At 63.9% G+C, this 23,936-nt stretch carries 20 protein-coding genes; all 20 read left to right on the forward strand.

Annotation, left to right across the window (positions count from 1 at the left end; translation table 11 throughout):
* The first annotated feature begins 93 nt into the window (after positions 1 to 93).
* The 20 genes from ACFYP4_RS02590 (at position 94) to ACFYP4_RS02685 (ending at position 23,931) form a co-directional block, all read left to right on the forward strand.
* On the forward strand, positions 94 to 444 hold the full coding sequence (locus ACFYP4_RS02590) for a hypothetical protein (RefSeq protein ID WP_388782010.1): 351 nt from the start codon (positions 94 to 96) through the stop codon (positions 442 to 444).
* Entirely contained in the window at positions 444 to 758 is a 315-nt protein-coding gene (locus ACFYP4_RS02595; protein WP_388782013.1) for a hypothetical protein, read from the forward strand. The genes ACFYP4_RS02590 and ACFYP4_RS02595 overlap by 1 nt, the downstream gene beginning before the upstream one ends.
* Positions 755 to 1,657, forward strand: coding sequence for a hypothetical protein (locus ACFYP4_RS02600; RefSeq protein WP_388782016.1), 903 nt, complete (start codon positions 755 to 757; stop codon positions 1,655 to 1,657). The genes ACFYP4_RS02595 and ACFYP4_RS02600 overlap by 4 nt, the downstream gene beginning before the upstream one ends.
* Before the next feature lie 12 nt (positions 1,658 to 1,669).
* Complete coding sequence (locus tag ACFYP4_RS02605) at positions 1,670 to 2,485, forward strand: hypothetical protein (protein ID WP_388782019.1); 816 nt, start codon at positions 1,670 to 1,672, stop codon at positions 2,483 to 2,485.
* A gap of 2 nt (positions 2,486 to 2,487) precedes the next feature.
* Positions 2,488 to 3,027, forward strand: coding sequence for a hypothetical protein (locus ACFYP4_RS02610; RefSeq protein WP_388782022.1), 540 nt, complete (start codon positions 2,488 to 2,490; stop codon positions 3,025 to 3,027).
* A 481-nt stretch (positions 3,028 to 3,508) separates the two neighbouring features.
* Positions 3,509 to 6,469 carry a glycosyl hydrolase family 28-related protein gene (locus tag ACFYP4_RS02615; protein ID WP_388782025.1) on the forward strand — a complete coding sequence of 987 codons (2,961 nt, stop codon included), beginning with the start codon at positions 3,509 to 3,511 and terminating at the stop codon, positions 6,467 to 6,469.
* 217 nt (positions 6,470 to 6,686) lie between these two features.
* Positions 6,687 to 7,292 (forward strand): hypothetical protein, encoded by a 606-nt coding sequence (locus tag ACFYP4_RS02620; RefSeq protein ID WP_388782028.1) that lies wholly within the window; start codon positions 6,687 to 6,689, stop codon positions 7,290 to 7,292.
* Between the two features lie 13 nt (positions 7,293 to 7,305).
* Complete coding sequence (locus ACFYP4_RS02625; RefSeq protein ID WP_388782031.1) at positions 7,306 to 8,874, forward strand: phage tail sheath family protein; 1,569 nt, start codon at positions 7,306 to 7,308, stop codon at positions 8,872 to 8,874.
* Between the two features lie 11 nt (positions 8,875 to 8,885).
* Positions 8,886 to 9,458: a phage tail protein gene (locus ACFYP4_RS02630; RefSeq protein WP_388782034.1), complete on the forward strand. Its 573-nt coding sequence runs from the start codon at positions 8,886 to 8,888 to the stop codon at positions 9,456 to 9,458.
* A 35-nt stretch (positions 9,459 to 9,493) separates the two neighbouring features.
* The gene (locus tag ACFYP4_RS02635) at positions 9,494 to 10,363 is read left to right on the forward strand and encodes a hypothetical protein (RefSeq protein WP_388782037.1); all 870 of its coding nucleotides are present in this window, start codon (positions 9,494 to 9,496) and stop codon (positions 10,361 to 10,363) included.
* A gap of 731 nt (positions 10,364 to 11,094) precedes the next feature.
* Positions 11,095 to 13,788, forward strand: a complete 2,694-nt coding sequence (locus ACFYP4_RS02640; RefSeq protein ID WP_388782040.1) for an NlpC/P60 family protein — start codon at positions 11,095 to 11,097, stop codon at positions 13,786 to 13,788.
* Positions 13,788 to 14,504 carry a hypothetical protein gene (locus tag ACFYP4_RS02645; protein WP_388782043.1) on the forward strand — a complete coding sequence of 239 codons (717 nt, stop codon included), beginning with the start codon at positions 13,788 to 13,790 and terminating at the stop codon, positions 14,502 to 14,504. Before ACFYP4_RS02640 ends, ACFYP4_RS02645 begins: the two co-directional genes overlap by 1 nt.
* Positions 14,501 to 14,785: a hypothetical protein gene (locus ACFYP4_RS02650; protein WP_388782046.1), complete on the forward strand. Its 285-nt coding sequence runs from the start codon at positions 14,501 to 14,503 to the stop codon at positions 14,783 to 14,785. Before ACFYP4_RS02645 ends, ACFYP4_RS02650 begins: the two co-directional genes overlap by 4 nt.
* Complete coding sequence (locus ACFYP4_RS02655; RefSeq protein ID WP_388782049.1) at positions 14,772 to 15,959, forward strand: hypothetical protein; 1,188 nt, start codon at positions 14,772 to 14,774, stop codon at positions 15,957 to 15,959. Before ACFYP4_RS02650 ends, ACFYP4_RS02655 begins: the two co-directional genes overlap by 14 nt.
* A complete protein-coding gene (locus tag ACFYP4_RS02660) occupies positions 15,935 to 16,579 on the forward strand; it encodes a phage baseplate assembly protein V (RefSeq protein WP_388782052.1) in 645 nt (214 codons plus the stop codon). Before ACFYP4_RS02655 ends, ACFYP4_RS02660 begins: the two co-directional genes overlap by 25 nt.
* Before the next feature lies 1 nt (position 16,580).
* Entirely contained in the window at positions 16,581 to 16,985 is a 405-nt protein-coding gene (locus ACFYP4_RS02665) for a GPW/gp25 family protein (protein ID WP_388782055.1), read from the forward strand.
* A 98-nt stretch (positions 16,986 to 17,083) separates the two neighbouring features.
* Positions 17,084 to 18,580 carry a baseplate J/gp47 family protein gene (locus tag ACFYP4_RS02670; RefSeq protein ID WP_388782059.1) on the forward strand — a complete coding sequence of 499 codons (1,497 nt, stop codon included), beginning with the start codon at positions 17,084 to 17,086 and terminating at the stop codon, positions 18,578 to 18,580.
* A 1-nt stretch (position 18,581) separates the two neighbouring features.
* Complete coding sequence (locus tag ACFYP4_RS02675) at positions 18,582 to 19,406, forward strand: hypothetical protein (protein ID WP_388782062.1); 825 nt, start codon at positions 18,582 to 18,584, stop codon at positions 19,404 to 19,406.
* A gap of 2 nt (positions 19,407 to 19,408) precedes the next feature.
* Positions 19,409 to 22,201, forward strand: a complete 2,793-nt coding sequence (locus ACFYP4_RS02680) for a phage tail protein (RefSeq protein ID WP_388782065.1) — start codon at positions 19,409 to 19,411, stop codon at positions 22,199 to 22,201.
* Positions 22,201 to 23,931: a hypothetical protein gene (locus ACFYP4_RS02685; RefSeq protein ID WP_388782068.1), complete on the forward strand. Its 1,731-nt coding sequence runs from the start codon at positions 22,201 to 22,203 to the stop codon at positions 23,929 to 23,931. Before ACFYP4_RS02680 ends, ACFYP4_RS02685 begins: the two co-directional genes overlap by 1 nt.
* Positions 23,932 to 23,936 lie beyond the last annotated feature (5 nt).

Raw genomic sequence — 23,936 nt, forward strand, 5'->3', positions numbered from 1 at the left:
GAACGGGCCTCTCCCATCCGGGGCTAACGCCCTTGTGTATTTCGCTGCCAGGCTTGTCCCGGAACAAGCCCATCAACACAGACGGAGAATGCAATGCCCCCTCGCAAGCGCGCTGGTGATCTCACCGGAATCAAGACCCAGGAACTCCAGGCGAAGCACGCCGAGGAGCTGGCTGAGAAGGCCGGGCAGCTGACCATGCTCCAGGCCGCTGCCACTGCCGAGAAGCTCCAGCCGGTCGACCTCACGGGTGGCGACAGGGCGGTGGTGCAGGAGGGTGACGTCCAGGTCGAGGTGAAGCGCGCGAAGAAGCGCGTTAAGGCCATGGCGGACGTCGAGTGCACGGTTGGCGTCGGCAACAACTACAACCTCGAAGAGGGCCGTACCTACGACCTTCCTCTGCACGTCGCAGAGCACCTGCTTGAGAAGGGTCTGGTCTGGGCCTGATGGCGGTAGAAGCGCTGCTCGCGCCCGAGGATATCGTCCCGGGGGATATTTGGACGCTGACTCCTGCTGAAGGGCTGGGAGTTGGTGCCTGGGCTATTCCGGCCGGGGCTGAGGTGGAGATCCTGGACGTGCTGGATCCGTTCTCGCCGGGCGTGGCGCAGAGCAGCGATTTCACCGTTCGGGCCATATACGAGTTCGTCGACTTCGGCTTTGACGATTCGGGCATGCTGGTGGAGTCGGCGAACTCCCGGACGCTCGCGTATGCGGAGCCGATATTCCGGTCGCTCTTCGCACCGGCTGGAGGTGCTGAATGAGCGGCAGTCTGACGAGCCGGGCTACTCGTGCCGCCCTGGACTACCTGGCGGGTAAGCGGCTGGACCTTGGTGTCGCGCCCCAGACGATGCAGCTGGCATTGCTGACGGCGGCACCCCCAGTCGATCCAACGGTCGGCCAGCTCAACGAGGTTGCCTCCACGGGCTATGCCCGGCAGAACGTGGCATGGGGCTTGGCGACGAATACGGTTCCTGGTCAGCCGTCGCAGATCGCCAACTCGTCGAGTATCCTGTTCGGCCCTTTCACTGACGTCAACGGTTTGGCCTATCCGGCTACTCACTGTGCACTGGTCGGTGTGGGCGTGCCGGACAGTACCGCGAACCTTCTGAGCGCCGATGTCAGTGAGATTGAGACGGATTCCAGCGGCTGGAACGCTGCCAACGCGAACACGACCAAGGCGCGGTCGACTACGGCCTTTAAGCAGGGTGCAGCGTCGCTGCGTGTGACGTCGGGCGCTGCGGGCAATATGCTTGTGGGCACGGCTGTCAATCCTGCGGTGACGGCGTACACGACGTATGCGTCTACGGCTTGGGTGTACACGACTTCGTCTGGGATCAAGACGAAGATCGACTTGAACTTCATGGATTCCACAGGTGTTACGACGGCGTACAAGACTGTCGGTCAGACGACGTTGACACCATCCACGTGGACGCAGCTCACGCACACCACGCAGGCGCCTGCGGGGTCCACTCAGGTGCAGATGCTCCTCAGCACGGATGCAACGGCGGCTGGGCAGATCGCTTATTTCGATGTGATGACCCTTGCTCCCACGCTGACGATGGATGTGCTCATGTCTTGGCAGTTTGACGTGGCTGGTCAGGCCGCGCAGAACGAGTCGCTCCAGGTGAGCCCTGGCTCCTTGACGATGACTCTCGGCTGAGCGGAGAAGAGCGTGGCTGACAAAGCGAGCATCCTCAGCCGTGTCCGCGTCGAACTCGGGGACTTTGGAACGGACTTCCGGGATGTCTTCCTGGGGACGGGTGAGCTCGACGCGTACGACCTGTCGGCCATCAATACGGCGAACGTGACGGTGCGGGCCCGGGTCGGAAACGTGTCGACGCCTTTGGTGGCCGGGCAGGACTACACGCTCGATAGCCGCGCCGGACGCATTTTGCTTCGGGGGAGTTACGCCCCTCTGGCGGATGGCACGGAGCTCATCGTCGAGGGTGCGGGCGGTGGCATGTTCGCCGACGCCGACCTGGAGCAGCTTCTCACGGAGGCCTTTCTCCAGCACACCAACGGCCGGACGACGCGGACGAGGTACCGGGACGAGCATGGGTTCATCCGGTTCCGGGATGAGGCCGTCACGCTGGACACGCTGCCTCCGGTCGAGGGGCTGCCGGTGGCGCTGCTGGTGGTCATCAATGCCCTGTGGGTGCTGTCCACGGATGCCGCTGGCGACGTGGACGTGGATACGCCGGACGGGACGCACGTCAACCGCCAGCAGCGTTACGAGCAGCTCATCCATCAACTCGGCCTGGTCCAGGACCGCTACGACGATCTGTGCCGTCAACTGGGCGTCGGCCTGTCTCGAATCGAGATGTTCGACCTGCGCCGCGTATCGCGGACGACCGGGCGCCTGGTTCCCATCTTCAAGGCGCAGGAGTACGACGACCACTCGCTGCCCACGCGGAAGATTCCGTCGGTGGATTCCCGTGAGGAAGACGACTCGGGCGTGCCGTCGGTGGCGTACTGGGGATGGTGGTAGTTGTGGGCCGTGCCGACTGGAAGCGCGGGCGCTGGTCTCCGGAAGTGGAGACGCAGGCTATCGCTGACGGGCTGCGGGGTTACCAGCCGCAGTTCGGGGACGAGATCGCCTACTTCCGCTACGACTTCGCGCATTCCGTCAAGCACAACGTGTATGACGAGGCAGCGGGCCCAGGACGGGCTTTCAAGGGGCCTGTCGCTGTTCCAGCGCTCAGCGTTGTGCATTCCTTCGGTGGTGACACGCTGGAGGAAACTGGCTTCTACACGAACGACGAGATCGAGGTGGTGTGCGGGTTCCGGCAGCTGGGACGTACGGGACTGTCGCACGCTGATTTGCGGAACGAGCGGTATCTGCGGGATCGACTGGCCTATGACGGAAAGCTGTTCCGTGTGCTGGCCATGTCGATTCGGGGGCAGATCGTCAGGTCGGATGTGGTGGCTACCATCCGGGCGACTCAGCTCAAGCCGGACGAGATCTCGAATGATGTCTTGTTCGCCCAATACGCTGTGAGTCACAGCCGGTTGGGTCACACAGAAGCGTAACGGTTTCCTTGCCGCACATGGCAGGCTTTATACATCGGTAATAGCTCTGCTTTGCAGGGGTTGTAGGACTTCCAACGGTCTCTTTAGTGGAGAGCTAATGTCGACTCCTGTGCAGGGCCCGCCTGGGCTGAGTGCGTACGAAATAGCCGTCGCGAAGGGCTATGTGGGCACCGAGGCCCAGTGGCTGGCGTCCCTCAAGGGAGCCAAGGGCGATAAGGGGAGCACGGGCAGTCCCGGCCCGCAGGGCGCTGCTGGCGTTCAGGGGCCACGTGGATTCACCGGGGCTACCGGAGCGCGCGGCATTGCGGGTCCTGTTGGTCCCGCTGGCGCGAAGGGCGACAAGGGTGACAAGGGAAACGTGGGTGCGACCGGCCCGGCTGGTCCGCGAGGGCTCACGGGCCTCGTTGGTCCGCGTGGTGGTGTCGGCCCTGCCGGTCCAGCGGGTGCCACGGGTGCTCAGGGTCCGCAGGGTCCGCAGGGGTTGCCGGTCACCGTTAACGGCAAGTCGGGCCCTAACGTCTCCCTGACGGCCGCCGATGTTCCCGGCAGCCTTACGCAGACGACTGCTGACGGCCGGTACATCCTTTCCAGTGCCGCTTCCGGGTTCGTGAAGACGACCACCGACCAGTCCATCGCGGGTGTCAAGACGTTTACGCAGACCCCAGTCGTTCCGGGCGGCAAGGTCGTCCCGCTGGACTGGGTGAACGTGAAGACGCTGGGGGCTGTCGGCGACGGAGTGGCCAACGACAGGGCGGCAATCCAGGCGGCTATTGATGCCGTCTCGACGGCTGGTGGCGGAGTGGTGTATCTGCCGCGCGGCACGTATCGCATCGGCTCTGCGCTGCTGCCGACCAACGCCACAGGGGTGCAGATCGTCGGCGCCGGATGGTCGACCTCCATCAAGATCACGGAGGGGATGAACGACTACGCATTCAAATTCGACGGCACCGATACGCGGATGACGTTCGCGAACCTCACGATCGACGGCAACTGCACTGCGCAGACTGCTGGCGGCGGCATTTACGGCATCGGAGCTGTGCAGTGCCTCTTCCAGAACGTTCACTTCGTGGGCTGCTACGACTGGGGCCTGTACCTGGGACCGCAGACGGGCAACGTTTTCGGGCACAATAACAAGGTCACCAACTGCCTGTTCGACAACGCCCTGGCGTCCGCCGGTATCGGTGGCGGAATCTACATGACGTCGAACGACGAGAACTCGATTCTGGCGTGTGACTTCGAGTACCTCGGGGGAGCGGGCGCTGGCCCTGCGGCCATCCTCGACAAGGCGGGAACTCAGTTCATCACGGCGTGCAACTTCGTGAACGGCGGCAACGGATGCGTCGGTGTCCGCATCCAAGACTGCACCTCGACGCGGGTGACCACCTGCAACTTCGATGGCACGTCCGGCGACAGCATCTTCATCGCGGCCACGCGCTGCAACATCGTCGCCAACACGATCTTCAGCCCCGGTATGGCGGGAACTCCCGGCACGGCCAGCGGCATTCACCTGGAGTACGGGACGAAGTACAACGTCGTCAACTCCAACACCATTGCCTCTGCTCCGGCTGCTGGGGGAACCCGCTCCCTGATCCGAGAAGAAGCCATGGGCGACGCGGGCCTCAACAGCATTCAGGGAAACACTCTGATCACCGCTGGCTCGCTGTCGGTTGCCGCCCTGGACTGCCACGGAGTCGACTCCATCATCCGGGGCAACATCGGCGCCGGACCGACCGGTGACGCAGGCTTTCTCACCCAGGCGGCTGGCGACACTCGCTACCTGGCTTCCACCGCTGCTGCGGGTTTCGTTGCCACAACCGGCGACCAGACCGTGGGCGGCGTGAAGACGTTCTCGCAGGCGCCCAAGGTGCCCGGCGGTCCGGTGAACTCGATGGTCCTGTACAACGTCAAGGCCTACGGCGCCATAGGCAACGGGATTGCCGACGACACAGCTGCGATCCAGAACGCCATCAATGCGGCCAGCGCGGCGGGCGGCGGAACGGTATACCTCCCCACCGGCACGTACAAGATCACGGCCGAGCTGACGCTGGCCAATCACATCACGTTGCTGGGCGATGGCGACTTCGTCACCGAGATCAAGCAGACGAGCACCACCGCCAACGGCCTCGTTGGCTCCTCGCTGATCTACATCACCATCAGGGCCCTGCGTCTGACCGGTCCCGGAAGCGGAACCGGCAGAGGCATTGCGTTCACCACCGAATTCGACTACTGCCTCCTTGAGGACGTGACCGTCACCGACTGGGGTCTCACGGGCATCGATATCGAGCAGCCGATCGTCTCGAACTTCACCCGCGTGACGAGCCGCCTCAATGGTGGCGCCGGGTTCTACATCCATGGCACTGGCCTTGGCGCTGGTACTTCCCTTTCCATGGACTCGTGCTGGGCGCGCGACAACGTGTCCAACGGGTTTTCGTTCTACAACATGACCTATTGCGCTTTTGTGGCTTGCGCGGCGGACAACCAGATCAATGCGGGTAAGGCCGGATACCTCTTCGATACCTGCGTTGGTATGTCGTTGATCGGCTGCGGCAGCGAGAACAACAACGTCGGCGTGAAGTTCTCGGGTGGTGGAACGCACACCGTCAACGGGTTCTTCAACTACGCCAACCCGGCGACAGGCGTCGGCTTCTGGGTCACCGGGGGAGCGTCGAATGTCCACCTGATCGGCGTGAACGAGTCCAGCCCGGTTGCCGGGGCCTCCAAGTGGATCCAGGTCGACTCAGGCTGCACGGCCACGGTTCGGGGGTCCATCCACAGCACAGCGGACCAGTTCGCCGCCGGGACGACGATCTCCATCTCGAACTCGGCCGGTGTCGAGGTCGTGGCCGGATCCCGGGCCACGGGTCAGAACACCACCCTGGGAGCGATGGCTCCGCTGGGCGACAACGGTGTTGGTGTCACACAGGTCGCCGACGTGACTACCGCGCCGTCGACCAACCCCACGGGCGGCGTGACGCTTTACGCGGAGTCGGGTACCTCGGTACCGCTCAAGTTCCGTGACGCGAGCGGCAACGTGAGGGGTGTCGCACGGGGTTCGAGCTTCGCGACCGCTGATCAGACATCGGTCGGGACAGCCCTGACGGCGTCGACCTTCCTGACGGCGAGCGTCCAAGCGAACGCCGTGTACCTCGTCGAGGCTCTCGTGTACTGGACGACGGCGAACACGGCCACGGTCACCACGTCGTGGACCGGACCGGCGGGCGCCACGATGATCTGGGGCGACACAACGACCGGAGGAGACATCGTCACCACCCTTGGCGGCGTCTCACCCGCGTGGGCCACTGGAACAAAGCTGGTCCGCATCTTCGGCACGCTGGTTACGGCGGGAACTGCGGGCACACTCGGTTTCACATTCGCCTCGTCGGTCGCCGCATCCGTCACCGTGAAATCCGGTTCCGGGCTGATTCTCGACCGCATCAAGTGACGTCGCCTATAAGCCTTGATGTGGACACCGTAGAATCATTGCAAGCACTCCCTGGGTTCCTCCCCTTTCCCGGGGAGTGCTTGCGTTCCGCTCTTATAAGGGGAATCACCAGCTGTGGCATGCTGATTGGGACGATCACCTCCCAGTTCGGAGAAGAGAATGCCGCAGACGCTGACCCGTCACCTGCGGCTTCTGCCTGCCCGCAAGGGAGGTGGAGATGGCCTGGCTGCTGAATGAGGATACGGCGATCAAAGCCAAGCTCTCCGGTCTCACCGTCGAGAGTGCTGCCCTGGAAGACCCGGTTTCCGTCGACGTGCGTTTCACTGTTCCGGAAGACGAATACGCGGACCTCACGTTCCCTCTGATCACGTTGACCCACGCCTCTATCGAGCGGGCACCGGAACGCGAGTCGCGAGGAATCATTCAGCTCCAGTCCCTTCCCGAGGGAATGGACTCGACCCAGGGACCGTACTTCGCGGAGACGCCTGTCCCGTACAACATCGATTACCAGGTGGTGCTGTACACCCGCTCAGTCACGCACCGGACGCTGCTCGTGGCCACTCTAGCGATGTTTGAGTACCTGCCCGAGCGTTTCGGGTTCCTCGAAATTCCGCAGGACAACACGGTCCGACGCCTGGACCTTCTGGGGGGCCCGGAGCTGAATGCGGGCCGGGACAGTAACAACAAGCGCCTGTTCACGGCGACCTACCGCGTTCGTGTCTCGACGGAGCTCTACCTGATCGACGGAATTCCCAAGAACTACAAGTCCGTATCGACCGTGAACGTGAACGCGCACGAATACACCCCCGGACAGCCGGGCTGATTGAGGAGATCACATGGCCACGACTACCACGGGGCGTCCGGGCGTATTCGTCTCTGAGTCCCTGAATGCGCTGACCTCCGTCGTCGCGACGCAGGAAACAGCGGTCGCCGCGTTCGTCGGCACCCACGACTCCGGTCCTGTCGGCCCGGTAAAGATCAACTCCTGGTCCGCGTGGAAGGCCCTGTACGGCGGATTCGGGAACGGCTCGAAGTACCTGCCCTACGCCGTCTACGAGTACTTCAACTCCGGCGGCGGCACTGCCTGGATCGTGCGCGCAGTGGCCTCGGACGCCGTCAACGCCTCTCTCGTCCTGTCCGACCTCGGCACTGGCGGCTCCGGCGGCACGGACCCGCAGCCCGTGCTCACGCTGAAGGCTGTCGCCCCCGGCGTCACTGGCAACTCCCTGTACATCGACATCGTCGGCGGCAGCGGCACCACGGGCCGGTTCAGCCTGACCGTGCGCTCCGGCTCGCCGACCTCGGCCCCTGTCGAGCGGTATGTCGACGTCAGCCTGGACCCGGCGGATGCCCGCAACGTCGTCGCCATGATCGGCGCCGCGAAGAGCGGGTCGCAGTACCTCACCGCTGAGTACAACGGCGACCTCGACTGGGACTACCGGTTCACCCCGGCGACGCAGAGCGGCACTCCGCTGACCGGCGGCCTGGACGGCACGGACGATGTGGACTTGGTCTCCGCGACGCAGCTGCTGAACGGCGTCAACGGGATCCTGAACATCAACCTGCCCGGTGTCTCGGACGCGACGGTCATCAATCCGCTCATCACGTGGGCGGAGGCCTCCGGCGACCGCTTCCTTGTCGTGGACGGCCCGGCGGCCAAGCCGGTGTACGCGGACACCCTGGCCGACTACACCAACCTCAGCCCACTGGGTGCGTCGACCACCACCCCTTTCACCAAGTCCAGCTACCTGGCCGTCTACGGCCCCTGGCTCAACTTCTCCAACCCGAGCTCGTCCGTGGCAGGCGCGACCCGCCCGCTGCCGCCCGGCGGCGCCATGCTGGGCCTCTACGCGCAGGCGGACCGTAACAAGGGCCCGCAGCAGCCCCCGGCCGGTACCGAGTTCCCCGTGGTCGGCGCGGTATCGGCGCAGGTCGCCTTCGCCAACTCGGACCTCGACACCCTGAACGAACTCGGGGTGAACGTCATCCGAAGCGTCCCCGGCAGCAACGGCCTGATTCCCATGGGCGCCCGAACGTTCTCGAATGGAATGCCCGACCGGTACATATCCATCCGCAGGACGCTCATGCAGGTTCGGCGCCTGTGCATTCAGCGAACCTCCTTCGCCGTCTTCCGGCCGAACAACGAGGATCTCTGGGACCAGATCAGCAGCATCCTCACGGACGAGCTGTCCACCCTCCAGCAGTCCGGCGTGCTGCGGGGAGCCACCGCAGCCGACGCGTTCTTCGTCCGCTGCGACGAGACGAACAACAACGAAAACAGTGTGGCCAACGGAATCGTAAACATCGAGGTCGGCGTCGCGCTCAACACTCCGGCAGAGTTCATCGTCATTCAGATTGGCCAGATGGCGTCCGGCGCCACTTCCGATGACACGCTGGCGAGCTAAGGAGACGCATCATGGCCACAGTTACGCAGACCGATTCCCGGTCTCACATCAACACTGACCCGCTCCGGAATTTCAAGTACCGGGTCATGTTCGACAACCCGAACCTCACGTCGGTCAGCCCGCAGTTCGGATTCATGTCGGTCGACGGCCTTTCCGTCACCACCGACGTGATTTCGTACCGCCAGGGTGGACATAACACGACAACGCAAAAGCTCCCCGGGCAGAGCGACTTCGCACCCATCACGCTGTCCAAGGGCGTCATCGCGTCCAAGGACGACCAGGGCATCATGAAGTGGCTCAACGACATCTTCGTGGCCATTCAGGGCACCGGCTCCAACGACGGATCGAAGAACTTCCGGTCCACGGTCACGATCTACCTCATCGACCACCCGGCGACCACGAAGAAGGCCGCAGTAAAGGCCGCCTGGCGCATCTACCGGGCGTGGCCGACCTCCATAGCCTTCGGGTCCCTCGACGCCGGAGCAAACGGAGTTCTCATGCAGCAGATGTCTCTCGCGCACGAGGGCTGGGACTTCAAGCTGGCTAACTCCGCTGGTGGCCCAAGCTCTACGGTGGGGTTCTAGCAGGCATTTCCCTGATCGACTCACCGGAGAACTTAATGACGCAAGAAACCTGGGATTTCGACAAGCTCGCAGGTGACGTAGTAACCGCTGAAAGCGCACTGGCCAGCCCGGAAATGGTCAACGCGCAGGTGACACAGGCACTGAATGAGTCGGTCGGGGATGCCCCCGAACCGCCGGAGCCCGCAGACGACTACGTTTCGCTGCCCGGCGGCCTCTACTGGGACGGGGAGCTCATCCGAGATGCCCAGGTCCGCGAGCTCACGGGCGACGACGAGGAGCAGCTTGCCCGGGTCAAGGGGTCCCTGGCCCGCTGGGTGAGTGTCCTGCTGGAGCGCAACGTCGTGCGCGTCGGCAGTGTCCCTACCGATGCCACCCTGGTCCGGCGCCTGCTCATCGGCGACCGTGACGCACTGCTGCTCGGTATCCGAATCGCCACCCTCGGCAAGGAGATCACCGCCCGTCAGGTCCAGTGCCCGCACTGCCAGGGGTTCTTCGATGCCACGGTGGACCTGAGCACGGTGGACACGGTGCGGGTCGACGAGCCGAGGCCGCGTCACGAGTACGAAGTCCCGCTGCGCAAGGGCCGGAAGGCGCTCGTGCGCCTCCCGGACGGCGAAGCCCAGGAGCTGATGCTCAAGGCTGACGACGCCACCCTCCCGGAGCGCAACACGATCCTCCTGGGTCACTGCGTGGTCCGCGTCCTGGACGCCGACGGAGAGGGCCTGCGCCTGAGCGGGCCACTCCTGGCCAAGAGTCTGGGAATGGGTGACCGGCAGACCATCCTGAGGCACATCCACGACACCCAGCCAGGCCCGCGCCTTGACGACATTCGCTTCAACCATGAGGAGTGCGGGCGGGAGGTACTGCTGCCGATCACCATCGGCGAACTGTTTCGCGGAGAGTGACGTCCGCGAGGCCTACGAGGAGATCGACACCATCAGCCGGTTCAAGCCGGGCTGGGGCTACCGGGAACTCCGGGAGATGCCAGTACGGCAGCGCCGGTACTGGGCGGAATACGCCCGATGGGACGTGGAGAGGAGGGCGACACTGAATGGCTAGCGACGGAGACGAGACGCCGATCGACCCGGGCTCAGGGCGAATACTCGGAGCGGGCGGGGGCGAACTCCAGCGTTCCGTGGACTCCCTCAACTACACGCTTCAGCGCCTCATGGTGTCCGCCGGTTCCGGCGGTATGGGTGGGGGGCGCCCTCCGGCGGTAGTCGCCACCGCAGCGCCGGAACCGCGCGAGCCGGGCGGGGCTCTTGTCCTGCGAGGCACCGTACTGCCCGCCCGTCCTGAGCGGTTCCCTGCGCCAGTCTCCTGGGCGGGCCAGCAACAGCAGACCAGCAACGTCACCTACCAGTGGGGAACACCAACCCGTAACGGGCCGACGAATGCCCTCCCTGGAAACCAGGCCGTTGCGCCCTACCAAAACGGCGGCTACGCGCCGGTCTCGTGGAACACGGCCTGGCGGACGCCGGGAAACGGCCGCCCAAATCCCTACTCCACAACCAGCGTAGGCCCGCCTGCGCCGCCCGCGCCTCCCTTCAACTGGCGCAACGCTGCACGCAATGCCCAGGACGTCAGCAAGAAGGTCGGAAGCTGGGGAGCGGGTCTCGTGAAAACGGGATCCGTCATGGACACCTACTCACAATGGGCCGGTATCGCCAATGCCGCGCCCTACAGCAGCGACGGCACCAACGGCGGTTCCGTCAACGCGATCAGGAAATACGTCTTCGGTTCCGAGGGGCAAAACCTGACAGGCTGGGCTCAAGACGTCCGGGATGCACAGCGGGCGGCCTTTATCACGTCCAGAAATTCAGGCTTCACGGAGCTCACGCCTGGTACCCGTCAGACCATCAACCCCCAGTTCTCGTCCTACCTCGGCAACGTCAAGGACTTGTCGATCCTGAACCCAGCCCTGAACGCGTCGCAAGCCGCGAACATGGTGGGCACCCTCACTAGCACCCGGGGGCTGTACGCGGCGCAGATGTACGGCTACCGGCCTCTGCTCAGCCCCGGCGGGAAGGTCAACCGCAACGCGCTGGGAGGGTTCGCCGACTCAGTGATGAAGAGGACTTTCAAGGGCCAGGGAGCGATCCGGCCTGAGGAGCTGAAGGCCTCCCTCGGCCAGAACGGAAGTCTCCACGCCAATATCCAGGCCTACGTGCAGTCTGCTGGCGGCGACGCCACGATGGTGCAGGCCCTTGAGGACTACATCAGCGGTCGCAACACCGCCCAGCAAAAGGGCCTTTCGGGCGGCGAGTTCGACAAGCTCCTCGCGGACTACCAGAAGGGTGGGGATGCGGGTAAGCGGGCCGAGAAGAAGCTCCAGAAATTCGGCGTATCCAACACCATCCTTCAGTCGCAGAAGGACTTGAGTGCCGCCAAAACTGGCAACGTGTCCGACCTGATGGACAGCCTCGGCCCCGCCGTCAAGAAGGCGAACGAGGCCCTGGAGGAGTTCTACAACTACCTGAACGACATCGTGAACCTGCCCGGCCTCAAGAGCATCATTGGCGGCGTCGCAGGCTGGGGCTCGGTATTCGGTCCGGCGATTGGCAGTGCCTTTGGCTCCATGGCTGGCATGCGCCTGGGTGCTGGTGCTCTTGGCGTCGCCGGTTCCCTGATGGGCATGCGCGCTATCGCAGGTGCTGCCGGAGCAGGAGCAGCTGGCGGCGGACTCATCGGAGCGGCCGGTGGTACCACCGCCATCGCTCGCGCGGGCGCGTTCGGGCTCGGGGCTTATGGTGTCAACGCGGCCGGAAACGCGATAGCCGACCACATCGACAATCCCAAGGGCAAGAAGTTCGCCAAGTTCGCCACCACGACCGGCACATTCGCTTTGGGCGGAGCCGCGATTGGTTCTGTCGTGCCCGTCGTCGGCACGGGTCTGGGCGCAGCCATCGGTGGCGTCGCTGGTGCTGGTAAGGGGCTGTGGGACATATTCCACGAGGACAGCTCGACTGGCAACGACGGCGTGGGTGGTGGTGACGCCAACAAGTCGAGCAAAAGCTCCTCCGCCAAGAGCGGGTCGGTGATCACGGGCAAGAGTGCGGGCGGTGCCATCAACGCGGCCCTGGCTCAGGTCGGCAAGCCCTACCAGTGGGGCGGAACCGGCCCGAATGCATTCGACTGCTCCGGCCTCATGCAGTACGCGTACAAGAAGGTCGGCGTGCGTCTGCCGCGTGTCAGCCAGGCACAGATGAAGGTCGGCAAAGGCGTCAAGCGAAAGGACGTCCGGCCCGGTGATTTGATGTTCCCGCATTCCGGTCACGTGGTCATGTACATCGGTGACGGCAAGATCGTCGAGGCGCCGCGTACGGGCCTGGACATCCGGGTAGCGCCGGTATCCACCTACGGGAAGTACGCCGCGATTCGTCGCGTGGTCGGCTCTGTCGGCTCGTACTCCTCGGGGGAGGACCAGGACGCGAATCCGCAGAAGGAACAGTCCGGGCAGGCGGGGGGTGACTCCGGGTCGATGATTCTCTCAAGCGAGACGGGGTCGACCGAAGAGGTGGAGGCGATTACCGCCGCCATCGCGGGGGTGAAGCACACACTCCTGAATAGTCCGATGAATGATTCCTCGTCGAGCGAGGACGAAAGCGACGTCGGTGCTGCCTCGGTTGGCGATTACGACTTCGGGGCGATCAAGGGCAGGTTTACGAAGGTCCCGAAGCCGCCGAGCTGGGTGAAATCTGCGGTCCTCCGGGGAATGTCGGCAGCGCACGTAGAGGGCGCCAAGTGGGCGCGGGGCCTGGTGACCATCGCCTACCGCGAGTCGGGATTCCGTAAGAACGCGCAGAACAACTGGGACTCCAACGCGAAACGCGGAACCCCGAGCCAGGGGATTATGCAGGTAATTGCTCCGACGTTCAAGGCTTACCGAGCGAAGACGTTGCCGAATGACCCTTTCAACCCGGCGGCAAGCGTGGCAGCTGCGGCGAATTACATCGAGTCCCGGTACAACGACATCTCGCGTGTTCAGCAGGCGAACCCGGATAAGCCCCCGAAGGGATATGCGGTCGGTGCCTGGGATATCCCCGAGGACCACATCGCCCAGGTCCACAAGGGCGAGATGATTATCGAGAAGCCCAAGGCCGACACTATTAGGCAGGCTCTGATGCGAGACGTCGTGAATATCCGCGACGCCGCAGGAGGGCGTGGGGGTGGCTCTGGGAACCGGGTCGTTCTCAATTTCCACGACGGAGCGGTCCGCTTCTCGGTATCTGGGGCGATGACGCCGAGCGCAGCTCAGGCTGCGGCGAACAACTTCGCGCAGGCGCTGGCAGAGAATAATCGTCTGAGCGACCTCGGAAAGGGGATGTGATGCCCGAGGAAATCAGTAACCCGCCGTTCGACTGGCGTGTCTCGTCCCTTGTCGGGCTTCAGCCGTCCGTCCACCAGGAACTCAAGCGGCTGATGCGGGGTTACATCATTCAGGACCCGGGGTTGGGAAAGGTGCAATACAGGGTGAAGTTCCTGTACAACCCCTCCGTTGTTGCGGTCAGTCATTCCACAGACGCCGCAACGGCCACGGTAACTCCACAGAACTACCGGAACCCGCTGGACAAGGGAGCCTGGAACATCCCTCTCGCCGCGTCGGTTTCGTTCAACCTCCTCTTCGACCGGACATACGAACTGTGGGGGAGTAACGCCGAACCGAACTCAGGAGATGCCACGCAGGGACCGGAACGTGTCGGCGTGCGCGCAGACATTGAGGCGCTGTACCGAGTGGTCGGTATTCTCATGCCGGAAACGAAGATTTCAGGCAATAGCCGCCAGACCGACGGGACGAAGAACCTACCGCCGACGACGTACGTGTACAGCAATGGGGACCCGGGTCCTATGCCGCTCACTCCTGTGACCGTGTATTTCGGAGGTCCGAACTCCGTGAGCTACAGAGGCTACGTGTCCAGCATCGACGTGCAGTGGACGCACTTCTCTCAACTCATGGTCCCGATGCGATGCACTGTGGGTGTCTCAATGAACCTGATGACGCAGAACAGCTGGGAAACAGCCGAGGTGCTTGAGGAGGAGCAGTGACCATCGCGGCGGGATCTAGGTATGCCAACAACGCGGTGCAGCCCATTCTCGGACGGGACGGAATCACCCGGCAGACCATTATGGCGCGGCAGGCGAGTGCACGGGTTTACACCGTCGTCGACTACGTGTGGAACTACGGGGACCGGCCTGACTTGATTGCCGGGCAAGCGTACGGCGATGAGACGATGTGGTGGGTTATCGCGCAGGCGAACCCTCAGATTCTCGACTGGACTGAACTAGCTCCTGGAACGGTGGTGAGAATCCCGAATGGCGTCTCCTGAGCTGTGGGCCCCTTGGGTATCCATCGCTACCCCGAAAGTCCTGCTGCCTTTCTACATCAAAGAACTCGTTGTGCATTCCGAAGAGGGAATGCACCAGTGGGCGCAGTTGACGGTGCGCTACTACCTGTCGAGTGGCATGCGCACCGCATTGGGTTCGTTGCCGCCAAGTCTGTGGTGGGCCGAGGACAAGCCCGTGCGCATCACCTATGGGCCCCGTCGGGCAATTTCGAAGGAGTTCGTCGGCTACGTCGTGTCGCCTGAGCTAATCAGTGATGCCACGGATCCGGCGCCGCACGTCGAGGGCCAGATGCTCGACGTCCGGTACACGCTTCTGGGAGCCACGAAGCCGCTGCAAACGACGCGTGCCCGTACGTGGAGCACCTGCCAGGCGCAGTACATCGTCCGGGAGCTCGCCAGCGCCAATGGCCTGAACGCCCTGGTGGGTAAGCACCCACGTGTCTTCGAACAGCGCCAGCAGGCCGAATCGGATTTCCACTTCATGCAGCGCATCGCCGATGAAGTCGGGTGGCGCCTGGTGGCCGACGGCAGCACGATCTACTTCACCGACCCCAGGACCCCACTCACCAGTCAGACACCCCTGTTCCGGCAGAACGCGACGGCGGGCCTCCAGGACACCATGCAGGCGTTCCGGGCCGTGTCCGGTGAGCTGGACCCGGCAGGGGCCATCAGGGCGCAGCACGAGGCGCTCAGCCTGTCCTCAGCGGGCGTCATCTCCACCGCCCGGACAACCGCCACTCGCACGGATGCGGCAACCGGCAGGGAGATTGCCGCTCAGGTACGTCGGCGTGCCGCCGACCATGTGGCTGGGTCGTATGCCGAGGCGCAGGCGATCACTACTGCTGCGGCAACGCGGTCCTTGTGGTGGGTTTCGGCGACCGCCACGGTGGACGGCGATGTCTCGTTGATGCCGGGAACGGTGGTCCGGCTAGGCGGTTCGGCACTGACCTCGCAGTACGCGGGGAAGTGGATGACGCGCTCGGCGCATCACCGCATCACGCTCAACCAGGCCGACCGGCGGTTGAGTTCGTACTACGTCGACCTTCAGCTCGGAAGGGACCAGCCGGACCGGCTGACGGTGGACAAGGTGCCATTCATGCCGCTGAGGAGGAACGTCCTAGCCAACGCTAGATGGACGTCCAGGGTGGTGGCGTGATGGCATCCTGGCCTGGCGTGTATCGAGGCGTGGTGCGCTCGACGGCCGACCCGCAAAAGCTCGGCCGGGTCCGGCTCCAGGTGGCGCAGGTGACGGGGGCGGCAGTCTCCGGCTGGTCGGCGCCGGTTCAGGTGGGCGGGCCGGTCCCCGGGGTCGGCGATCAGGTGCTGGTCATGTACGAGAACGGGGATCCTTCCTACCCCGTGTACGTCCCGCCAGTAGCGCCGGAGCCGGTGCAGGCGGTTCAACTTGTTCAGGACTGGACGGCGCCGACTCTTGCTGCGGGGTTCACCGGAGACGGCAACTCGAATGGAATTCCAAAGTACCGGGTTCTCAATATTCTCGGATCGGTGCTGGTGGAATGGGTGGGCGGCATCAACATCACGTACAGTTCCGGGACCATAGCGAACGACGGCTTCTTCCTGAGTGCGCCTCTGGGGTTCGCCCCGTCGGACCTGCGCACCGTCACTGCGGGATGCTCGGCCGCGAGCAGTACGGTGAATTCTTTGAAGATAGATTTCCAGGTCAGCGGTCAGGCAAGGATTGTAGGGACGAACACGACAACGAACAACCCGCCGTGGGTGAGTCTCAACAAGGTCGACTACTACCTGGAGGTCTAGCGTGCCCAAGCAGATGGCGATTCCCTTCGCTCTCGGTCCCGACGGCTCCATCGCATCCGTTACGGATCCCATTCAGTCTCTCGCGGACCGTGTACGGGCTTTGACGGCGACGCTTCCCACTCAGCGGGTTATGCGGTCGACATTCGGTGTAGCTACGACCCGGGTGGTTTTCGATTGGGATGCCACCATCGCGCAGGAACAGCTCAACCAGATGGTCCGGGAAGCCGTTGCTCTATGGGAGCCGTCGGCCCGGGTCCTGTCCGTGAAGCCGGTCCTCACCCAGGATGGCAGTCAGGTCATTGCGGCGCGCGTGGATATATCGGCGGGTGATCCTGTCGGCAGCGGTATCTCCCCGCAATACACGGTCACCGTTGCGGCGAACGGGGAAGTGGCGCGGCGGGGATAACTACAGCCGGATCATGGGCGGCTCGTAGACTGAGTTTTGGGCCAGTCGTGTTATGCCTTCGTCTTCTCAGGCCCACCGACAAGGACTGAGGAGCAATCGTGACACCCGTGCCTGCTGTGGACTACACCGCAAAGGACTTTCTGGGCTTTCGCGATGCCATGCTGTCCCATGCCAAAACGGTGATCCCTGAATGGACAACGCGTTCACCGTCGGACTTCGGTGTCGCCCTGGTGGAAATGCTCGCCTACAGCCTGGACATCATGTCCTACTACCAGGACCGGTTGGTGGGCGAGGCGTACCTTTCCACGGCTACGCAGCGCTCTTCGGTCATCGAGATTGCCCGAACGCTCGGCTACCTGCCCTATCCGGCGCAGGCCGCGACCGGCAGCGTCACCCTGGTAACCGACGCCACGCAGACGAGTGCTGTAACCGTTCCGGCCGGGACGCAGGTCATCACCAACTTCATCGAGGTCTTCGGTGGCCCGTTGGTCTTCGAGACGCTGACCGATGTGACCGTCCCGGGCAATGGGGGAGTGGCGGCTGTCTCCGTGGTGGAGGGTGCCACCCAGATGTCCGACACCATCACGCTCACCTCGGACGATGCGAGCCCTCAGACGCTCCCTGTCGTCGACCTCGGCACCTCAACCGGCGAAGTTGACCAGGTATTCACGATTCCCCGGACCCCGGTGGACCTGAGTACCGTGCGCGTCTTCGGTGTCTACCCCGACGGGCCCATCGAGTGGGTGACCATCAGTTCCCTGCTCGACGCCACCAGCTCGGAGCGCGTCATCGAGCTACGTACCGACGCGGACGGCAACGTCTCCATAGCCTTCGGCGACGGCGTGAACGGCGTGGTCCCCGAGAACGGAGTCGATCTCAAGGTCGCCTACCGCAGCGGCGGAGGCACACGAGGAAACCTCTCGGCTGGTTCACTGGTTGACATTGCCTCCCTCATCCCCGGCGTCTCGGTGCAGTCCTCCAGCGAGATGTCCGGCGGCTACGACGCCGAATCCACGGAGAGCATCAGGCGCAACGCGCCGCAGGCCTGGGGCACGCAGGACCGTGCCGTCACCACGGCCGACTATGCCGCCCTCGCCCTCGCCGTCCCCGGCGTCGACAAGGCCAACGCCATCGGCCAGTCCACGACACTGATCTCCCTGTTCCTGCTCGGCGCCCGCAACTCGACCCCCGCCTCGTCCCTGTTCGAGCAGGCCGTCACCTACGTGCAGAAGCGGTCGATGGCCGGAGTCACCGTGGTCGGCCAGGCCGGAACGCTCGTGCCCGTCAACTTCGGCTCGATAGCCGATCCCGTCACTGTCGGCGTCGCTCCCCAGTACCGGCGAAGCGACACACAACTCGCCGTCACGCAGGCCCTTCAGCGGCTCCTGGACCCCGACGTCACCACGTTCGGTCAGCGAGTCAGCGTGGCCTCTGCCTATGCAGCCGTCCACGACATTCCAGGCGTGCTCTACGTCCACATTCCCATGATGGCGAGGGCGGATCAGGCACAGAACGGGACGGACGACGTGCTGTGCCGCGAGTGGGAGGTCCCCGTTCCCGGAACCATCCAAATAACCGCAGTGGGCGGAGTCTGATATGACAGCGAACTACCCGACCATTGTGCGGAAATTTCAGCAGCACGTAGACGGCACTGAATTCGTGATGGCTGGGCACATGAACGATGCCCAGGACGAAATCACCGCGATACAGAGCACGCTGGGCCCCCGCCCCCACGTCTACACGCCCGTCTCAGGCAATCCGACGACCTACACGTCCGTCGCCACCCGCCTAGACACCGTGCAGCGCAAGCAGGCCTCCCAGCAGGGCCAGATCGACGACCTGATCTCAGCATCCGACGAGGGGTGGGCGCTGCCCATTGCCTCCGTCCATGCGACCGGCACGACCATTCCGGCGACGAAGACGACCTCAGACGTCCTGCCGTCAGACTGGTACAACATGCGCTGGAACCGCGCAAGCCTGGATACCAACGGGGCCTACTCGGCGGGCCCTTACCTGACCATCCCCAAGACCGGATGGTGGATTCTCACCGCCCGCGTCATGATGCACACCCCCAGCATCCCCAACACGGTGGAGCACGCCCTCTACGGCCGCATGAGGATCCTGTCCAGTACCAGCGCGCACCAGACGGTCAACTGGGACCTGGCAGCCGCAGACAGCAGCTCGCAGGGCACCACGCACGCATGGCACCGGCTCACCCTGGCAGCCGCCTGGGACTTCTACGTGGGAGACCGCGTATCGATTCAGCTGCGCCACGACTTCTTCCCTACAAACTCCGGCCAAGGTACCCCGGCCAAATCGAGCCTGACGGCTGCAACCCGACTCCAGCTCACTTATGTCCGGGGCCTCCCCGATTATGCGGCGCGGGACTACTACCAGCTTGACGACGAGATTGGTACCTGAGGATGGCGAAGTTTGGCCTCGACCTCTATGGCGAGTCCTACTATGGGCGCGATGTACTCGTCTCGTACTCCGTTGGAGACTTCACGGCCACGCAGGCGGGATACGGCAGCATCGCTCTGTCCTGGAGCACGCCGGTTCAGGCCCAGAACTGGGGTTCCCTGCGAATTATCCGGAACACGGCCGGATACCCCGCCTCGGAAACGGACGGCGACCTTCTCCTGGAATTCGGACCCGACGCCCCGAGCAACTCGTTCACCGATTCCAATCTCGTCGGCGGCCGGTTCTACTACTACTCCGTCTTCCTCAGCAGCGCTTTCCCCGTTTATGACTCGGGCGATATCTACCAGGCCGGAGACACCGTCTCCTACAACGGATCCAACTGGATCTGCCTTGTCGACAACACCCTCGGCGTTGCCCCCGCCACCGGCCTCACGCAGTGGCAGGCCACCAATGCGAGCAAGACGTGGAACCGCGCCGGGCAGGCATGCAGCCTCGCCGTCGCCGACTACGGCTACCGCCAGCGGTTGTACTCACTCCTGCCGACGCCGTACGCCACCGATCAAGAAGAGATCACCAGCCCGCAGGACCCCGAGAACGAGCTGCTCTTCCGCTACCTGTCGGTCTTGGCGTGGGGTCTGGACATGACCCGCACGGAGCTCGGGGACCAGGAGCATCTCCACCGCGTCTCGACGATGCCCCTGTACCGGATGGAACTGCTCGCCCAGCAGCTGGGGGTGGACAACGAAGCGTCGATCACGCCCCGCCTGCGCAGGGTGCGTGCATCCAACGCGGCTGCTTCAGCTCGGCGTAAGGGCACCGTGGAGGCGATCAAGGAAGCCGTCTACGACGCCACCGGGTACGACAGCGACGTCAGCACGAGCAAGAACCTCATGCTTGACGCCGACCAGGCGGAGGCATACAGCCCGCGCTGGCCCCTGTGGGACCCTTCCGTCACCTACCAGGCCGGAGCCGTCGTCTCCTACAACGGATTCCTGTACTCGGCCTCTTCGAACACCATCCGCCTCGAAGCCGAGCTGCAAACGATCACGCTGAACGGCGCCCCGTCCTACACCGTGCAGGCGAACACGGCGACTGCTCAGTTCTCCGGCGGCCAGCAGGTGCTCATCCGGAGCAACGCGGTAAACCAGGCGGCGACGTTCACCATCACCATCCCGAGTACCGGTAGCTATGACCTGTCCATCGGTATGAGCAAGGCCCCCGGATTCGGCATCGTGAACTTCGCGGTGGACGACGTCACGGTCACCACGAACAGGTCGGTGTTCACCTGGCCGCCCACGTCCATAAAGCTGGCTTTCGACGGATACGCGAGCTCCTCATCTCCTGCCAGCAGCGTCTACCTGGGTCGCTTTTCCCTCACGGCGGGAACGCACACGATCCAAGCCAAGGTGGTCGCCAAGAACACGAAGGCCACTGGTACCGACAACGGCTACCAGATGGGCGTCGACTACATTACCTACACGCCGCAGGGGGCGAACTCCGGAGTCGGTGTCGCCCCGACGGGGGCCGCCTCTAACAACGCTTTCTGGACGTACTACACGGCCAAGCTCACCAACGTGCTCGATAACGTCACCAGCGGAGGAATTTCCACCTGGGAGCAGGTGTCCTTCACTGCCGGAGCGACGGCGAATAACGACTCCCTGGACGTATACTCCGGATACAAGGCGCTCAACGGCGTCGGAGACAACCGCGCCAATCTAGCCGTGATGACGAATGGAACTGGCGTAAGCGCAACGCTGGCAGCCCACTCCATTCCACGGGCGCGTGTGACAGCGTGGAACGCCACCACGAACTACGCCCAGGGCGCCTACGTCAGCTACGGCGGAGCCAACTACATCTGTCTCCTGCCGACGTCGGGCACGGCCCCGGACGCGGACCTGACGCACTGGCGGCCCGAGAAGATATCGACCACCGGTACGGACCGGTACCTCGTCTCGTCCTACGGCATCCCCCTGACCCAGGAAAGTATGTGGTCCGGCGGTAAGACGTACGCACCTGGTGACGTCGTGCAGTATCAGGGGCAGGTGTATCGGGCGACCGTCGCGGTAAAGGGGACGGCGCCTACCGGGTTCCCGACCGACAACGCCTCGTGGGCCTGGAACATGTCCGCGCGCAACGTGTACACCGCATCCGCGTACACGTCTCGGTACACGGGATCGGGAACCCCCAGCCGGAGCATCTACATCGAATGGTTTGACGCGGCCGGGAATCTCATCACCACCATCAACCCGTCCACCGTGGGCACCAACCCCGACCTCTTCGTGCCCTTCATCCGGAACAGCACCGACGTCCGCAATGACGCCAACTACGCCGGAGAAATAGCCGGACTGTCGTGGCTCAAGACCAGCACGGACACTCCCGTGGCCTCATCCGGCCTCTTTTACTGGGGAACGCGGACCAGCAACGTGGGAACTACGACCGGCCGCCAACTCTTCTTCACCTACGACCGTGCAGATGCGATCAATGTCGGCATCACCTTCATGACAGCGCCTCCAGCCGGTGTGGAGCACGGCATTGCGTTCAGACGCTCGGGCCCGACAGACATGTGGTCTGTATCCCGGACCCGCCTCGCAAAGAACGTGGCGGGAACGCTGACCACGATGGCCTCCTGGCCCTCGCTGCTCGACGGCACGCGGGTCTACGTCCAGCTCAACGGCAATGCCATCACCGTCTACCGGTACCAGGGTGCCGGTCTCGCACCCCTTCAACTCGCCTCTGTGACGGACGCCTTCAACGCCACCGCCGCAGGCATCGCACTCTTCGAGAGGACGTACTGATGCCCCAGTCTCTGAGCGCATCGGGCGCGGCATCAGCAACCCCTCTGCTGGCAGCCACGATCCGCGTCACCCCGAGCTGGCGGCTCACCGCCGCAGGCATCGCCACCGCTACCGGCCGCGCTATCACGGCGGCCCGCGTGCTGCCGAGCGGCGGCCTGCGGGACCTTGGCGTATGGGCCACCGGCCAGCCGGACACCGCCATGTCCCGCGATTACGCTCATGCTGTCGGCTCCGATGCCACCACCTCGCGAGGCTGGCTGACCGCCAGCGCACCAACCGAGTACAAGCCCGATGGCGCAACGCCTCTGTGGAACGCCGCCAGATACGCGGCCGTCGGCATCAAGTGGGCCAGCATGCCCAGCGCACAGAAGGAAGCCTTCCACCAGGTCCAGTTCGAAAAGACGGCGCCGACAGGCAACCGGTTGGGCTGGGATGCGACTTCGTGGGAAGCCCGACAGTGCTATATCGCCCAGGCCAGCGCTCAGAACTGCATAGTCGCGACGACATCCTCCAATGCAATGTCAGGGAAGAGCAGCGGCAAAATCACGTACAAGGGTGCCCCGCCCGGCGCGTGGGGCTACTGGATTATCCCGGTGATTCCGAACGGCCTGGGCTCCTGCATTCCTGGCGAGAAGATTAATGCCTCTGTCTCTGTACAGATGAGCCGAGCAGCTTGGTGGACCGCCGGAATCCACTTCTACGACGCGAATTACAACGAGGTCGGGAGCTGGGTCTTCAGCGACTACGTGCAGCATCCCGGCGGTAATCGCTGGGCCACCAGTTACGTCTACTCTGCCGTCGTACCCGCGAATGCCGTCTACGCTGCTGTCGTTCCCCATATCTCCATCAACTCCACGCCTTCGGCAACGGACGCCATTGCGCCCGTCGACGAGGTCGCCTACTGCGACATGCACCGAATCTGGTCCAGCTCGTACAACCTCGTCGGCACGCCGACCGCGTATGCGTCGCCGCGAAAGCTGACCATCGACGTCAAGGCCAACCGGATCAATCTCATGAATAACCCGTCCTTTGAGGTGGACCTCAAAGGCTGGGCCAGTTACGGATACGGTACGACTCCATATCCGCTCTCCCGGGATGCCACGGTAGGCCGCCAGCGCGCGGGCTCCTGTAAATTCACGGTCCCCGCCAACGTCGCCACGTTCAGCGGAGTCACCGGACCCATCGGAATCGGCACCCTTTCGGGATGGAGTACCTCGAACGTCGGTGGCTATGGGGTGAAGCCGAGCTCAAAGTACATGGTGAGCATCTACGTGCAGTTGGCTCCAGGGTGCCCGACCGTCACCATGGGACTTCGCCCAAGCCATACGATTCTGGCAGGCGTTACGAATACCGCCGAGGCACTGGCCCAGCACCCGGATTTGGTGGAAGGGAACTGGGTACGGCTGTGGGCGCTTGTGCGCACCCCGTCCTGGGATGACGGGCTCGCGTATGTGACGGTGGGCATTCAGGCTGCTGACGTTACTGCGGCCGGTGTGGCGGCCACGTTCTGGCTCGATGACGTGCTGTTTGAAGCCGGAGATCAGCTGCTCCCGTATTTCGACGGCAGCAGCCCTGGATCCGACTACCTGTGGGCCGGAACTGTCGGGTACAGCAGCAGTCACTATTACCGCGAATTCCGCGCCAACGCGTACCGTCTAAATGACATCGTGTCGGCGCAGGTGCCGCACGGTACCCAGCTGGAAATCAGGTACGCTCGCCCTCCCCAGTAGGAGAA

It is taken from the genome of Streptomyces sp. NPDC005551, from assembly GCF_042871785.1.
GTDB lineage: Bacteria > Actinomycetota > Actinomycetes > Streptomycetales > Streptomycetaceae > Streptomyces.